Origin of the sequence: Corynebacterium sp. KPL2830 (assembly GCF_040225635.1) — a bacterium.
Lineage (GTDB): Bacteria > Actinomycetota > Actinomycetes > Mycobacteriales > Mycobacteriaceae > Corynebacterium.
In genome coordinates this window covers 1-13,287 of the sequence record NZ_JBEHFR010000017.1, presented here as the reverse complement: position 1 = coordinate 13,287, position 13,287 = coordinate 1, and the positions used below count along the sequence as shown (strand labels likewise).

Below are 13,287 nucleotides of genomic sequence, written 5' to 3'. Positions count from 1 at the left end.
GTCAGTCTGGCCCAAGTTCCCGTGTGCACGCCCCGATAACCCCGGGGAAGTGTGGGTGAACTTACTTGGTTCGCACCGCCGTTACGAATGGACCCGTTTGCTCCAGCTCCCAGCCTTCCGCAAAGACCTCGGGGTTGAAGAAGACTGCGCGGTAGCGAATATTTGGCTGGTTAGGATAGATATCCTCAGCCAAGTGCACCTTGAACCCATCATCTTTATTGTCGAGGTCGCCGCGGAAGATGATGGCATCCGGCCCGCGCCACGGTGCGGAATCGAGGGATTTTTGGAACTCTGCAGGAGTAGAGTCCCATGACTCATCCGCCCAGGCTTCAATCTGGTCATTGCGGTGTTTGAATTCCCCGAGGGGATTTGCATAGTGGCTGGTAAAGGCGTTAAAGCCCCAGTATGGGTAGTAAGCCATGAAGGTTTTTTCATCCGTGAGGACTACCGTTTCGTTGGCCGTATAGCCCTGATCCTGGATGAAGTTGTGGATATCCAGATAATAATGGGCGGAATCGCTGGTAAAGCGATCCGCGCGCTCGCCGTAACCATCGGTATCACTGTAGGCGTGGTCGATGGCATCTTCGTTTGCCTCGGGAATCTGCTGGGCATAATGGACTCCAGCCAAGGCGAGGAAAATGCCAAAAACCGCCGTAATCCGCTTATTGGCCGCGTGGGAGAAACTAGCGGGGTACAGGCGGTGAATACCGGCTTTGCGGACTTCCGCAAGGGCAAGGACGCCCGCCGTCGCGAACAACAGCACCACGATGACCTCAAGGCGGAAGCTCAGTAGGGTGGTGCCGACCAAGGTCATCACCATGGACAGCACCGTCCATACATAAATGCCAATGATGGACAACCCCAGCGCGCGGACTTCCGCATCTCGCAACCGGGTGATAATAAAGATCAGACCGGCAAGACAGAGGAATCCTACGATGCTCAAGGAAAGGAACGGCACCGGAATCTGTGTGCCTTCCTCCGGCAAGTAGTGCTGCGCGGTGGCTTGCAGGGGTGCGGTCGAGTGCAGAACCTGCCAGAGGTATGGGGCCCAGGCGATGGCTGCGATGGCAAGCGATCCCACCGCGATGATGACTAGGCGCACGATGGGTCGCCACGTCCGCTCGTACAGTGCGGTGAAAACGGCGATCAGACTGACCACGGTTAGCGCTGCCGCGCCGGTGAACAAGGTATAGAAGGTAGCGGAGATTCCGAGGTAGATAGCGACCGCGGCGGTAGACAACGACGATCCTTTGAATGCGCGCGCGCTTAACACCGCGATGGCGGGCATGCCCATGGCGATGACCGCAGAATAAGGCTCTTCCGCCGCGATGGTCAAGGTAATGGCGGTGGTGGTAAGCGCAATAGCTGTTCCCACCGGCAGGGATTTAGTGAGGTGTTGCCAAATGGGAACGAGGATACAGCCTGCAACCGCGATGGAAATCAGGCCCCACGGCTGATAAACCTCCCAGCCGGGAATACCCAATATGGAGCCGAGCCGTCCGCCTAGCCAGAACCAGCCCAGCGGGTAAAACGTGGGCATGTCTAGGTAGTTCATGTCCGCATAGCCCATTTGATCTACTGACCGGGTAAGGAACTGGGTGCGGAATGCCTGGTCCACCTGCACGCCATCGAGCCATAAGCGCGAGGCGGACAGCGGCAGGCCCACGGTGGCAAGGGTCAATAAGGCGGGGGAGAGATACGTGATGGCGTAGGTCACCCACGTGCGCCAGCGCGGGCGAGAGAAATTCTCCTTGTAGTGGTCATAGAGCCACCACGCGCTAAAGCCACCTGCCAAGGCCAACGTCAAGATCACGCCGACCGTACACAGCGCGCGGGTGACCATGGAGGTATTAAAGGAGGGCAGGGAGACGGTTTTGAAGGCATACCAGCCGAAAAGCGTAATTGCCCCGCCGCCCAGCGCTGCGAAAATAATGCCCAGCAGGGTGCTGCGGTGCGACATGGCATCGGCGTGGTAGGCGGTGGTGCGTTTCTCCTCGCTCACGGGAACTGCTTGGGAAGGCGTAGCTGGGCTTGTCATGCCCTTTAGTTTCGCATACCTTAATCACTCTTCTGGGATTAGGCGCGGTGTGAGCTGGCTTATTAACCAACTAAGCGCGCAGGGCCGCGGGCCTTGAGGAGCCCGGCATACCCTGCGCGCAGGAACTGGTTAGAACGGCAGCTTGCGGAAGATGGGCTGCGGGATGAACTTGAATGCCAGCGATACGTACTTGAACAGCGGGTGGACGTAGATGGACTGCTTGCCATCGAGTACCGCCTGCACGGTGGCCTTGGCCACGTCAGAGACATTGACGGTCAGCGGGGCATCGCCGACCTCGGCCGACATCTTGGTGCGAACCTGACCCGGGCGGACGACGAGTACGTTGGCGCCGGAGCCGCGCAGTGCTTCATCCAAGTTGATGTAGAAGCCATCCACGCCGGCCTTGGAGGCGCCGTAGACAAAGTTGGAGCGGCGCACGCGCATGCCGGCCACCGAGGACATCGCCACGATGGTGCCGTGGCCCTGGTGCTTGAGCTTTTCGGCCAACAGCACGCCGACGGAGACGGGCGCGGTGTAGTTGGTCTGGGCAGAAGCCACGGCCTTGTCGTGGTTTTGCCACAGCTCTTCTTGGTCACCTAGGGTGCCAAAGGCCACGATGGCGATATCGACATCGCCGCGCTCCCAGGCCTTATCGATGACCGCCGGGTGCGAGTCAAAGTCGGTGGCATCAAAGTCCACGACCTCGACATCCGCGCCGCGGGCCTCCAGGTCAGCCTGCGCCTTCTCGATGCGCGGGGACTGGGCGCGGGCAGCCAGGGTGACCTTGGCAGGGCCGCGCTCAAGGAATTCGGCGACGACGCCGAGGCCGATTTCAGAGGTACCGCCCAAAAGCAGGATGTGCTGGGCTTGGCCTACTGCATTAAGCATGGTTTAAAAAATCTCCTTCATGAGGGGTGGTGATGAGTCCAGTGATTAGTGCAGCTCGAGGCGGCGGGACATATCGGAGGCAAAGACCCCGGTGGGGTCGATGTCATTGCGGGTCTTGAGCCAGCCTTCTAGGCCCGGGTACATCTGGTGGAAGTTCTCGGCAGAGGTGCGCGATTCCTTTGCCAGGTACAGGCGGCCGCCAAACTCCATGACGCGGCGATCCAGGTCATCGAGAAGCTCGCCCAAGCCCGGGCGGATGGGGAAGTCCACGCAGACGTTCCAGCCCGGCATCGGGTACGACAGCGGAGCGCGGTTTCCTTCGCCGAAGAGCTTGAATACGTTCAGCGCGGAGTAGTGGCCGGAGCGCTGGATATCGCGGATGATCTCCTTGAATGGCTCCACGGCCTCTGTGGGAACGACGAACTGGTACTGCAAAAAGCCCTTGGAACCGTAGCCGCGGTTCCACTCGCCAATGAGATCGAGCGGTTGGTAGAACTGCGTCAAGTTCTTTACCTGGTTCTTCGCCGGCGCGCCCATGGTGTAGTAGGCCAAGCCCACAGCGGATAGGCTGAGCTTATTCAGCGTCCAAGACGGAAAGATATCCGGCACGGTCATCAGCTGCGGCGCGTTGAACTTCAGCGGATCCTTCGCCAGCTTGGGGGCCAATTCCTCGAGCTGCGCCAAGGTGGCCAGCGAGCCGCGGGAAATGGTGGAGCGGCCCAGCTTCGGCTCTGGGGAGATGACATCGAACCAGGCGGAGGAATAGGTGTAATTGTGCTCCGAACCATCCGAGTGGAAGGCAATGGTTTCTTCCAAGTTATCGGTGCGATCCGTATCCGCGATGAAGTAGGCGGTCTCCGTCTTGGTCATGCGGATAGTAGCGCGCAGGATGATGCCGGTAAGGCCCATGCCGCCGATGGTGGCCCAGAAGAGCTCACCGCTGGGGTCATCCTCGCTGCCCTCTGGGGTGAGGTGGAGAACGCGGCCATCAGCAACCAGCAGATCGATGGAGACCACGTGGTTGCCAAAAGAACCGGCGGAGTGGTGGTTCTTGCCGTGGATATCGGGGCCGATGGCGCCGCCGATGGTGACCTGGCGGGTGCCCGGCAGGACTGGAACCCACAGGCCATAGGGCAGCGCGGCCTTCATGAGCTGGTCAAGGGTGACGCCACCATCGACATCAACAAGCGCGGACTCCGGGTCAATGGAGTGGATCTTGTTCAGCTTTTGCATGTCGATGACCAGGCCGCCACCATTTTGGGCGGGGTCACCATAGGAGCGCCCCATGCCGCGCGCGATGACGCCGCGGCGCAGGTGGGCGGGCTTGTCCGAGTTATCGTCCGCAACCTGTGCCACTGCATTCTTGATGACGTCCACGTCTTCCGTGGACAGCACATGGGCGGTCGTGGGGGCGGTGCGGCCCCAGCCGTGCAGGGACTTTTCGGTGGTATGTAGTTCCATCTCTTACTCTTTGCTCGACGGATTGTATCGATGTACCAGCCTACCTAGCTCATAGTGCGGTGGCTGGAGTGACGTTCGTGATATTTAAAACATCGTGGGGCACACAGGCGGCTCCGAATGGTGTGTTTCAGAGATCCATGATCTCGCGGATTTCTTCCGGCAAGTCCGCTTGGGACTCAATGGTGGGCCCTTCATAGCTGCCCAAAATCTCGTACACGCGGCGGCGCGAAGTGGAATCCAAAATCGGCATTTCCTCTGCCATCAGGCGCGTCATAAAGGGGCTAAGCGGCAGATTGGTGTGCTCTGTTGCTTCAAAATGCCCGTTGCGCTTGTCGTCCTCGGCCCGCTCATCCTGAGCGGCTTGCTGGGCGGGTGTCATATGCTCTGTCTTTTCCGAGTACATGCGCAATAGCTTACCGCCGCTTAGAGTGGTCGCTATGACAAACAACCGCGAAGCAGCAGAAGAATCCCGCGATAATTACGCCCTCGATGACACCTTGGCCGGCCGCATCACCCAAGCGGCCGCACAGGGCATCGTCACCTCCTACCCGGACTGGATTAAATCCACAAAGGGACTTATTACCGCCTACGTTTTGTCCACGATTGGTTTTGGCGCATTGGTGGCCTATACCAATGCCCAGGCCGAAGAGGACGGCGATGAACCGCGCTCACCGCAGGAATTTGCGGATAAGGGCCTGAAACTCTGGGCCATTTTGGCGGCGGTGCTCATTTTGGTGGGCCTTGCTCTATGGGCCGATGTAGCCGTGTCCCGCAAGGTGGTGTCTTTCCTGCGCAAGCGTGGCGTTAAGCGCCCGTGGACGCTGTTGGGAGCTATCGGAGCGGCAACTACGTTTATCATCAGCGAGCTCGAAGCGCGCGATATAGAAAAACTGGCTTCTTAAAATTTGCGTATGGTGGGGCCCATGAATGCAGGGGTCACCGATATTTCACAGGCACGGGCTCGCCGTGCCGACCCGCTGCTGTCGCTAAAGCGGGAACCGCTCACCGTCATCTGCCAAGCCTCCAATATCCGTGCGGATGGGGAAGTCCACCGCCAAATCGGTTTTAGCGATGCGCTTACCTTGCATGAGCTGCAGAAAGTACTACACATCTGCTTTGGTCTGCCGGATGAAAACTCCCCGTGGCACTTTTACGAGCACAGCGATGCCCGCGGCCCGCGCCTTGACCCAGAGCGTCAAGCCTCCGAATTCCTTTGGCGCGAGGGCGACCAGATCGATTTTGTGTGGGGCCTCTGGGACTTTGAGCTGGTGGTCGCAGAAATCTATCCCCGCGATAATGGCACCCCCAGCGCGCTGTGCGTGGGCGGCTCGGGCAACCTCTTCGCGCCCTTTGAACTTACTGCGGTGAACCGGGAATTGACCGGTGAAAAAATCACCGATGAAGTTCTGGCACAGGTTAAACCCCAGGTAAGGGCGCTCATCGAGCGCACCAAGCTCTATGACTTTGTTCCGCTCTTACAGGCCATGGATTTAAACCGCGGAAGCGATCTGCCGGCGGCCACGGCTGAGACGCTGGCTAGCCTGCCGCGTGAAGTCACCAATGAGGGAAAAGATGCCTTTTGGTCCATGGCCTTGGCGCTGTCCTGCATGGGTGGTGACGAGCTGACCGATTCCGTGGTGGAAACCACCATGGATGCCTTGGGCTGGGTCAACGATGATGGCAACACCTTGAAAGGTGCGGAGATTCGCGCGCTGTGCGATGCCTCCTTGCACCAGCTATCCCAGATTGGTGCCTACGGCAAGGACGCCGCCGCGCCGGTGTACCGCCTAGACATGTACCGAGCGCTGCTGCGCGGGTAAGCTAACTGCCTGTGACTAATCCACTTGAAGATGCTGCAGAAGTAAAGCGCCCCTCCAGCTCTTTGAAGCAGCAGCTGGTGCGATTTATTGCGGTGGGTGTTTTTGCCGCCGTCATTGACTATGGGTTGACGCTGTTATTGACCCACTTAGGTCTGCACCGCTCTGGGGCGAAGGCGATTGGTTGGGTCTTTGGCACCATCGCTGCCTATCTGGCCAATGCGCGCTGGACCTTTGGCACGAAGGTGTCCGGCCGCACGGCCGCGACGGTGGGCGTGTTATACGTATCCACCTTTGCCGTGCAGAATTTCTTGTACTGGGTGCTCAATGAGCCCCTCATTTCCTTAGGCTTCGAGGGCGCGGTGAAAGACACCATCGCCTTCGTCATTGCCCAGGGCGTGGCGACGGTGACCAACTTTGCCATCCAGCGAGTCTTTATCTTTAAGGAAAAATAGGCCCGCGGCGCGCCTTAGGATCGATTTTCGGGGCGGCGGAAATCCTCCCGGCGCCCGCGGTTGTGCAGCTTGAGCCACTCCAGGAAGCCGGCCGGATCGTGGCGTTGGACCAAAAAGAACCAGCCAAAGCGAGCAAATTCCTGGGGCAAAAGCTTGCGCATGCCGCGCTGCCACAGCAGGTAGCCGCGGTTGCGGTAGGTGAAAAAGCGCTTGAACTCGCCTTCCGGGTACTGGGTATGCATCTTGCCGCCCAGGATTGGCTTGAACTCATCCGAACCGTCCGGGTGCAGGTAGCTCGTGGTCAAGGCGGTGCCGAAGGACAAGCCGGAGTTGACCAGGCGGCGATGGTATTCCACCTCATCGCCGCGGATGAAGAGGCGATAATCCGGCACGCCGATGGTCTGCATTGCCGCGGCGGAAATCAGCGCGCCATTAAACAGGGAAGCGATCCCGGGCAGGAAGTCTCCTTCCAGCTCCTCCATGCGGCGGCGCCACACCAGCCTTTGGCGCAGCGGGAAGGCCAAGCGGCCGGGATCGTCGATATTGCACACGGCAGGTGAGACTTCGTGCAGGTTATTATTTCGTGCCACGCGGTAGAGCTCTTCTAGTACGCCATAATCGGCGGGACGGCCATCATCATCGGCGCACCACACGGCGTCGGCGCCGAGTGATAGCGCGGTAAGGAAACCGAGGGCGAATCCGCCCGCACCACCCAGGTTGGTCTTGGACGGCACGTAGACCGCACGATCGCCTGCCAGGGATTCCACTGCGTCACGGACCGCATCCTCGGCGCCATTATCCACCACGATGACCCACTGCACGGGGTGGGTTTGGTTGACTACCTGCTCGAGCGAGGCGCGAAGCAAGTCCGCGCGCTGGTGGGTGACAATGACGGCAGCGGTGGTACCGGTGGAATCAAGGGTGGCAGTCATGCGATCCATCTTGCCACCGGGGAATGGATCTGCCGCGGATAAACACTCCGCGTGGGCTAAGCTGACTTCCTATGGAAAGCATGTGGCCACCGTTCGGGCTGACGATACGCGCTAGCGATACTACCCACCCTGGCGTGGAGTTGCGCGTAATGCGCGACGAGGATATTGCGGCAATCGCCGGTGTTGCGCCAGAGGATATCTACGGCGCGGACATTCCGGATTACGCCTTTCCGTGGCTCTTTAATCCCGGGATGAATACTCCGTCAGCGGCGGCCCAGTTCCGGTGGAGCAACCGGGCGCAGCTGCTCCCAGAGAAATGGTCCTTGGATTTCATCGTGCGCGACGCAGATTCGGGAGAAATCCTGGGCACCATCGATGCGCGGGCGGAGGACTTTGCTACGGCGCGAGAAATCGCGACGGGTTCCTGGGTCTTTCACCGGTTCCAAGGCCGAGGTGTGGGCACGCTCATCCGGCACGCGGTGGTGGCCTTTGGGCTCGATTACCTGGGTGCGCAGGCGATGACCACGAGCTGGTTGGCACAGAATGAGGCCTCGGCGCGGGTGAGCCAGAAGCTGGGTTACCAAGTGGTTTCTGAAGGGGAAGAAAAGGCGCGGCCGCACAATAGTTCGCAGCGGCACGTGACTGCGCGCGTGGAGGCCCCCAATTACAAGCGCCCGGATGACCTGCACGTGGAGGTCTCCGGGCTGAGCCAGCAGCTGCTGGGGATGCTGCGCTAGCTCCTACCCGGCAGCCTCTTCGCCCTCAAAGCGCTGGCGTAGATCGCGGACGTATTCGCCAACTTCTGGGCCCTCGTACTGGCCCACGACTTCAGATACCTCGCCCACGGAGCGGATTTCGCCGTGATCGATCCACAGCGCGGTATTGCACAGCTGCGCCAAAAAGTCGTTGGAGTGGGAGGCAAAGACCAAGATGCCGGAGCGCTTAACCAGTTCTTGCAGGCGCACGCGGGCCTTGGCCATGAAGGCGGCGTCGACGGCGCCGATGCCCTCATCCAGCAGCAGGATTTCCGGCTCGATGGAGGTCACTACGCCGAGCGCCAGGCGCACGCGCATACCGGTGGAGTAGGTGCGCAGGGGCATCGATAAGTAATCGCCCAGCTCGGAGAACTCCGCGATTTCATCCATCTTTTTCTTCATCTGCTTGATGGACTGGCCCAAAAACAGTCCGCGGATGATGATGTTGTCGTAGCCGGATACCTCCGGGTCCATGCCTACGCCCAAGTCAAAGACGGGGGCAACGCGCCCGCGGACATCGGCAGTACCACGTGTGGGCTCGTAGATGCCGGAAAGCAGGCGCAACAGGGTGGACTTGCCGGCGCCATTGTGGCCAACGAGCCCGACGCGATCGCCTTCGCGCAGGTGCAGGTTAATATCCCGCAGCGCCTCGACCACCACGGTGTTGTGGTCATTTTTCCCAATGGCACCGCCCGCGGTAGAAAGCATGGCCTTTTTTAGGGAGCGGGATTTGGCATCAAAGATGGGAAAGTCCACGCACGCGTTATACGTATCGATTGAGACCATCAGTTTTTATCCTTTCAACGAGCCTCATGGTGGGGTGGGTGTAAAGGAAGGGAGGCTATACCCAGTAGCTCACGCGGAAGCGCCACTTGCGCATGACTAGCCCGGCGATGAACAGGCCGATGGCGGTGCAGCCGATGACGATCCACCAGTGGTAGGCGGCAACGGGCTCACCAATCATTGGGGCGCGCACGATTTCCAGGTAGTGATACAGCGGGTTGATTTCCGCGATGCGGGCGCGGTCTGCCACCGCACCGCCTTGGTCCTTGAGCGTATTGGTCATCCAGACAATCGGGGTGACGTAAAACAATAGCTGCGTTAGAGCATCTAGCAGCGGGGCAACGTCGCGGAAGCGCGTGGCGATGATGCCAAAGAACATGGTCACCCACACGCCGTTAATGAGCAGGAGCAACAGCCCGGGGATAAAGAGGAAGAATTCCCAGCCCAGGTTGCGCGGGAAGATGATGATGAGCAAGAGCCAGATGATGAGGTTATGGCCTAAAAACAGCGTTTGGCGCCACACCAGGCGGTACACGTGCACCGAAAGCGGGGCGGGAAGCTGCTTAATCAGTCCCTCATTCTCAATAAAGACCGTGGCGCCTTCCTTGATGCAGCCCGAAATAAAGGTCCACATAATAAGGCCCACGGTGACGTGGGGGAGGAATTCCGCGACGGGAATCTGGAAAAGCATGGAATACAGCAGGCCCAAGGCAAGCGCCATCACACCGGTGGCGATGGTGATCCAGAACGGGCCAAGGACAGAGCGGCGGTAGCGCTGCTTGATATCTTGCAAGCCCAGCTTGAACCACAGCTCACGCTGCTGTGCACCCCGCGTAAGGTCTGCGAAAGCAGCCTTGAGGGTCATAGACTGGGACGCTGGAACAGCCTCGCCTTCTGGTTGGGAGGTCATGCGGGCGATATCAGCGCGCAGTTGATTGTTATCTTGCACGCCCAACACCCTAGCGCGCGTGCTGGGCAAACGGTGAACTACACGCCGCTAGCCTGCGAAAACGGTGATGCCCAGGGAAAATTCAGATTTGGGAAACTGAAGCCAAACGCGTATACAGTAGGGAATCGACGGCCACGTGGTGGCAGTTGTTCAGTGCGATGAAGAAGGGGACCTAATGCCAGCAGCTTCGGCACACTATGACGTCTTTAGTGCGCGAGGTTTGTACACCGGGCTATCTGATGGCTGGACGTACCTCAATGCGCACGCGGTGCCCCAAATTTCGGAGCGCGTGACCTCCGGCGTTGCCCGGTCCTTCCGGATGGCAACGGCGGTAGCGACGCAAGAGGGCCCAGGCGGCGCCCACTCGGCCGCGCCGGAGCCAGGCCGGCTGGTTGGCGATGGCAACTATGCGGCAGCGCGCATGGCAATTGCGGATCTCACCGGTTCCAAGGTGGACCGCGTGGTCCTTGGTCCCTCCCTGCCCGTGCTGTACCAATCCTTAGCGCGCGCGGCGCGCCCACTATTGGGCAGCAATTCCTCGGTGGTGCTGTCCAAGCTGGATCCGCCCACGCTGTATTCGGCTTTTTCTGAGGTGCGCGCCGATATCCGCTGGGCGCAGTCGGATCTGGGCACCGGCGAATTGCCGGGGTTCCAGTTCGCGGAGCTTGTCGATGGCTCCACCAGGCTCGTCTCCTTTTCCGCCGCGCATGAGCTTCTGGGTACGGTGTCCCCGGCCGAGGAGATCATTGACACAGTGCGGGGGCGTTCGCGTGCCTGGACGCTTCTCGATGTCTCCGCTATCGCGCCCTATCGCCCCATCCGCTTCGATGATCTGGGCGCGGATATTGTGGGCATTGATATCGGGCTGCTGGGCGGGCCGCAGATGGCTGCCTTGGTCTTCCGCGATACGCGCATGCTTCGCCGCCTGGATGCCCTCAATCCCGTCTATTCCAAGGAAGACGGACGCAAGCTAGAGACCCCCGTGTCCTCTGGTTTGGCCGGCGGCGTGGGGCCGCTGGTGGATCACCTAGCGGCCCTAGCCGGTGGGGATAAGGGATCGCGCCGGGTGCGGTTGCATAAGTCCATGACCGCCTTGAGTGCTTACCTCGAGGACTTGCGCGCGGATCTTTATGCTTTCTTAAGCACCCTGCCTGCCGTACATATTTTGGGCGTGACCGGGGAAGCCGCCGCCGGAGCCTCCGATGATCGCTTGCCCCGCTTGACCTTTGCGGTCAACGGCGTTCCCGCAGAGACGGTGTACAAGCGCCTCTTTGATAATGGGCTTGTCACCACGTTGGCCCCGCAAACACCGCTGCTGACGGAAATGGGCGTGGAAGAGATCGGTGGTGCCGTCACCGTGGCACTGGGGCCGTTTAATACGTACCACGATATCGAGCACCTCGTTCGCGTCGTTGCCTCGCTCGCCTAAATAGGGTGCGCTGGGAAACTACACCGTGAGAACCAGCGTGCCCGTGACCTCGCCGCTGTCGAGGGCTTCGTGGGCTTGGGCGGCATCGGCAAGCGGGTACGTGCCATGCAGCGCGTGCTTCACGCGGCCATCTTCCAGCATGGGCCACACATTTTTGATGGTGCCGGCGACGATCTCCGCCTTATCGTCCAAGTCACGCGCGCGCAGCGTCGTGCCCTGAATGGTCAGGCGCTTCGGCAGCATGGGGGCCAAATTGATATCCGCCTTGGTGCCGCCCTGCATGCCGATGATGATGAGCTTGCCGTCCTTGGCCAGGCACTTCATGTTCTTTTCCAGGTACTTTGCGCCGATGATATCCAGGATGACATCGCAGCTGCCCTTGAGCTTATCGACGAAGTCCTGCTCCTTGTAGTTGATGAGAATATCCGCGCCAAGCTCGCGGCAGCGCTCTAGCTTTTCCTGCGATCCGGCGGTAACAGCCACCTCAGCGCCCAGCGCCTTTGCTACCTGGATGGCAAAGGTGCCGATGCCGCCGCCACCGCCGTGGATGAGCAGGCGCTGGCCCTCGTGCAGGCCCGCCTCGATGCCCAGGTTGGACCACACGGTGCAGCCGACCTCAACCACGGCCGCGGTTTCTTCCAGGCTAAATCCCTTGGGCAGCGGAAGCAGCTGACCCTGCGGGACCGCGACATATTCCGCATAGCCGCCGCCTGCAAGCAAACAGCCGACCTCGGTGCCGGCTTCCCAATCCGTATCGCCGGCATCCTCAATCACGCCGGCGGCCTCCAGCCCAATTATTTCCGATGCCCCTGGTGGCGGCGGGTACGCGCCCATCGTCTGCAGAATATCGCCGCGGTTGACGCCCGCCGCCTTTACCTTCACCAAGACCTCCCCGGATCGCAGCTCAGGAACGTCTACGTCCTGCAGCTCTAGCGACCGTGGGGTATCAGGATCGGTCTGGACGATTGCCTTCATCTGTGTAGCACTCATACCGCCAATCTAATGGAGGAGGTGTGGTGTGCGCCACGTCCATTTTCTCGTGGGGCAATGTGATTCGCGCGGGACCGTTTAGTAAGCTAACCAAGTTGCCTCTTCGGCACGATGGAGACGTGGCAGAGCGGCCGAATGCACCGGTCTTGAAAACCGGCGAGGTTTATTCCTCCGCGGGTTCAAATCCCGCCGTCTCCGCAGAGAGCATTTCCCCTAGTCCCAGCTGACTAGGGGTTTTGTCTTGTCTGTACGGCTCATCCTTTCCTCGGACGGGAAAACGTGGAACCTTTCCCTACTTCCCTTGATCATCTTTGAAACTAAAATTTATTGCGCGAAAGTTTTAGATAGAAAGAAAATGTAATGCAGATCGTTTAAACCCCAGGACGATTGTTTTCTAACAAATCTATAAACTGCCTACTCGAAAGTTGCACATCACCGCACCTAACCACATACAATGATCAGTGCGCGCGGAAACGCGTATAAGAATTTTCCAACCTCGAAAGGAATTCTGAAATGATTCTTGATCTTGTATCCAACGTACAGGAAGCAGCACACTCCGCAGTCTCCACCGGCTGGGACGCTCTTGAGCAGGCAAGCCTGTTCTTCCGTCAGGTGCCTTACCTGGTTCCGGACGCTGTTAACGAGTTTAACCGCTCCATCCTCGGCTTCTAAGATTTAAGAAGCGAGAAAATAAATCCCCGAGGCCATTTGGTCTCGGGTTAAACGACAAAACGTGTTGTTTTTCGGCGTGTCGAGTTAAACGACATTTTGTGTTGGTGGGGGTAGGGGT

General features: G+C 59.5%; 14 protein-coding genes and 1 tRNA gene. 7 read left to right on the top strand and 8 right to left on the bottom strand.

Annotated features, from left to right (window positions below; genetic code table 11):
• Positions 1-61: 61 nt before the first annotated feature.
• The 4 genes from ABRP87_RS07185 to ABRP87_RS07170 form a co-directional block, all read right to left on the bottom strand.
• Positions 62-2,038 carry a galactan 5-O-arabinofuranosyltransferase gene (locus ABRP87_RS07185; RefSeq protein ID WP_349868195.1) on the bottom strand — a complete coding sequence of 659 codons (1,977 nt, stop codon included), beginning with the start codon at positions 2,036-2,038 and terminating at the stop codon, positions 62-64.
• 129 nt (positions 2,039-2,167) lie between these two features.
• The gene (gene dprE2 / locus ABRP87_RS07180) at positions 2,168-2,926 is read right to left on the bottom strand and encodes a decaprenylphospho-beta-D-erythro-pentofuranosid-2-ulose 2-reductase (RefSeq protein WP_349853002.1); all 759 of its coding nucleotides are present in this window, start codon (positions 2,924-2,926) and stop codon (positions 2,168-2,170) included.
• 45 nt (positions 2,927-2,971) lie between these two features.
• The gene (gene dprE1, locus ABRP87_RS07175) at positions 2,972-4,387 is read right to left on the bottom strand and encodes a decaprenylphosphoryl-beta-D-ribose oxidase (protein ID WP_349853003.1); all 1,416 of its coding nucleotides are present in this window, start codon (positions 4,385-4,387) and stop codon (positions 2,972-2,974) included.
• A 127-nt stretch (positions 4,388-4,514) separates the two neighbouring features.
• On the bottom strand, positions 4,515-4,790 hold the full coding sequence (locus ABRP87_RS07170) for a hypothetical protein (protein ID WP_239269650.1): 276 nt from the start codon (positions 4,788-4,790) through the stop codon (positions 4,515-4,517).
• A 34-nt stretch (positions 4,791-4,824) separates the two neighbouring features.
• Between ABRP87_RS07170 and ABRP87_RS07165 the strand changes: the two genes are divergently transcribed.
• Genes ABRP87_RS07165 through ABRP87_RS07155 form a run of 3 tightly spaced genes read left to right on the top strand, consistent with a single transcriptional unit; the run spans position 4,825 to position 6,659 of the window.
• A complete protein-coding gene (locus tag ABRP87_RS07165; protein ID WP_349853004.1) occupies positions 4,825-5,289 on the top strand; it encodes a hypothetical protein in 465 nt (154 codons plus the stop codon).
• Between the two features lie 9 nt (positions 5,290-5,298).
• Positions 5,299-6,207, top strand: coding sequence for a plasmid pRiA4b ORF-3 family protein (locus ABRP87_RS07160; protein WP_349862167.1), 909 nt, complete (start codon positions 5,299-5,301; stop codon positions 6,205-6,207).
• Positions 6,208-6,218: 11 nt separating this feature from the next.
• Complete coding sequence (locus ABRP87_RS07155; protein WP_005280656.1) at positions 6,219-6,659, top strand: GtrA family protein; 441 nt, start codon at positions 6,219-6,221, stop codon at positions 6,657-6,659.
• 14 nt (positions 6,660-6,673) lie between these two features.
• Here ABRP87_RS07155 and glfT1 read toward each other — a convergent pair whose 3' ends face one another.
• A complete protein-coding gene (glfT1, locus tag ABRP87_RS07150; protein ID WP_349868194.1) occupies positions 6,674-7,600 on the bottom strand; it encodes a galactofuranosyltransferase GlfT1 in 927 nt (308 codons plus the stop codon).
• A 62-nt stretch (positions 7,601-7,662) separates the two neighbouring features.
• On the opposite strand from glfT1, the gene ABRP87_RS07145 reads away from it, so the two are divergent.
• Positions 7,663-8,328: a GNAT family N-acetyltransferase gene (locus ABRP87_RS07145; protein WP_349868193.1), complete on the top strand. Its 666-nt coding sequence runs from the start codon at positions 7,663-7,665 to the stop codon at positions 8,326-8,328.
• 3 nt (positions 8,329-8,331) lie between these two features.
• Here ABRP87_RS07145 and wzt read toward each other — a convergent pair whose 3' ends face one another.
• Both wzt and wzm read right to left on the bottom strand, forming a co-directional pair.
• Positions 8,332-9,132, bottom strand: coding sequence for a galactan export ABC transporter ATP-binding subunit Wzt/RfbE (wzt, locus tag ABRP87_RS07140; protein ID WP_237792304.1), 801 nt, complete (start codon positions 9,130-9,132; stop codon positions 8,332-8,334).
• Positions 9,133-9,187: 55 nt separating this feature from the next.
• The gene (wzm, locus tag ABRP87_RS07135) at positions 9,188-10,039 is read right to left on the bottom strand and encodes a galactan export ABC transporter permease subunit Wzm/RfbD (RefSeq protein WP_349868223.1); all 852 of its coding nucleotides are present in this window, start codon (positions 10,037-10,039) and stop codon (positions 9,188-9,190) included.
• Between the two features lie 214 nt (positions 10,040-10,253).
• On the opposite strand from wzm, the gene ABRP87_RS07130 reads away from it, so the two are divergent.
• A complete protein-coding gene (locus ABRP87_RS07130) occupies positions 10,254-11,507 on the top strand; it encodes an aminotransferase class V-fold PLP-dependent enzyme (protein ID WP_349868192.1) in 1,254 nt (417 codons plus the stop codon).
• Positions 11,508-11,525: 18 nt separating this feature from the next.
• Here the strand turns inward: ABRP87_RS07130 and ABRP87_RS07125 are convergent, their stop codons facing one another.
• A complete protein-coding gene (locus tag ABRP87_RS07125) occupies positions 11,526-12,482 on the bottom strand; it encodes an NAD(P)H-quinone oxidoreductase (protein ID WP_239269707.1) in 957 nt (318 codons plus the stop codon).
• 128 nt (positions 12,483-12,610) lie between these two features.
• Between ABRP87_RS07125 and ABRP87_RS07120 the strand changes: the two genes are divergently transcribed.
• Positions 12,611-12,695 (top strand) — tRNA-Ser (locus tag ABRP87_RS07120).
• Positions 12,696-13,010: 315 nt separating this feature from the next.
• The gene (locus ABRP87_RS07115) at positions 13,011-13,169 is read left to right on the top strand and encodes a hypothetical protein (protein WP_023024906.1); all 159 of its coding nucleotides are present in this window, start codon (positions 13,011-13,013) and stop codon (positions 13,167-13,169) included.
• Positions 13,170-13,287 lie beyond the last annotated feature (118 nt).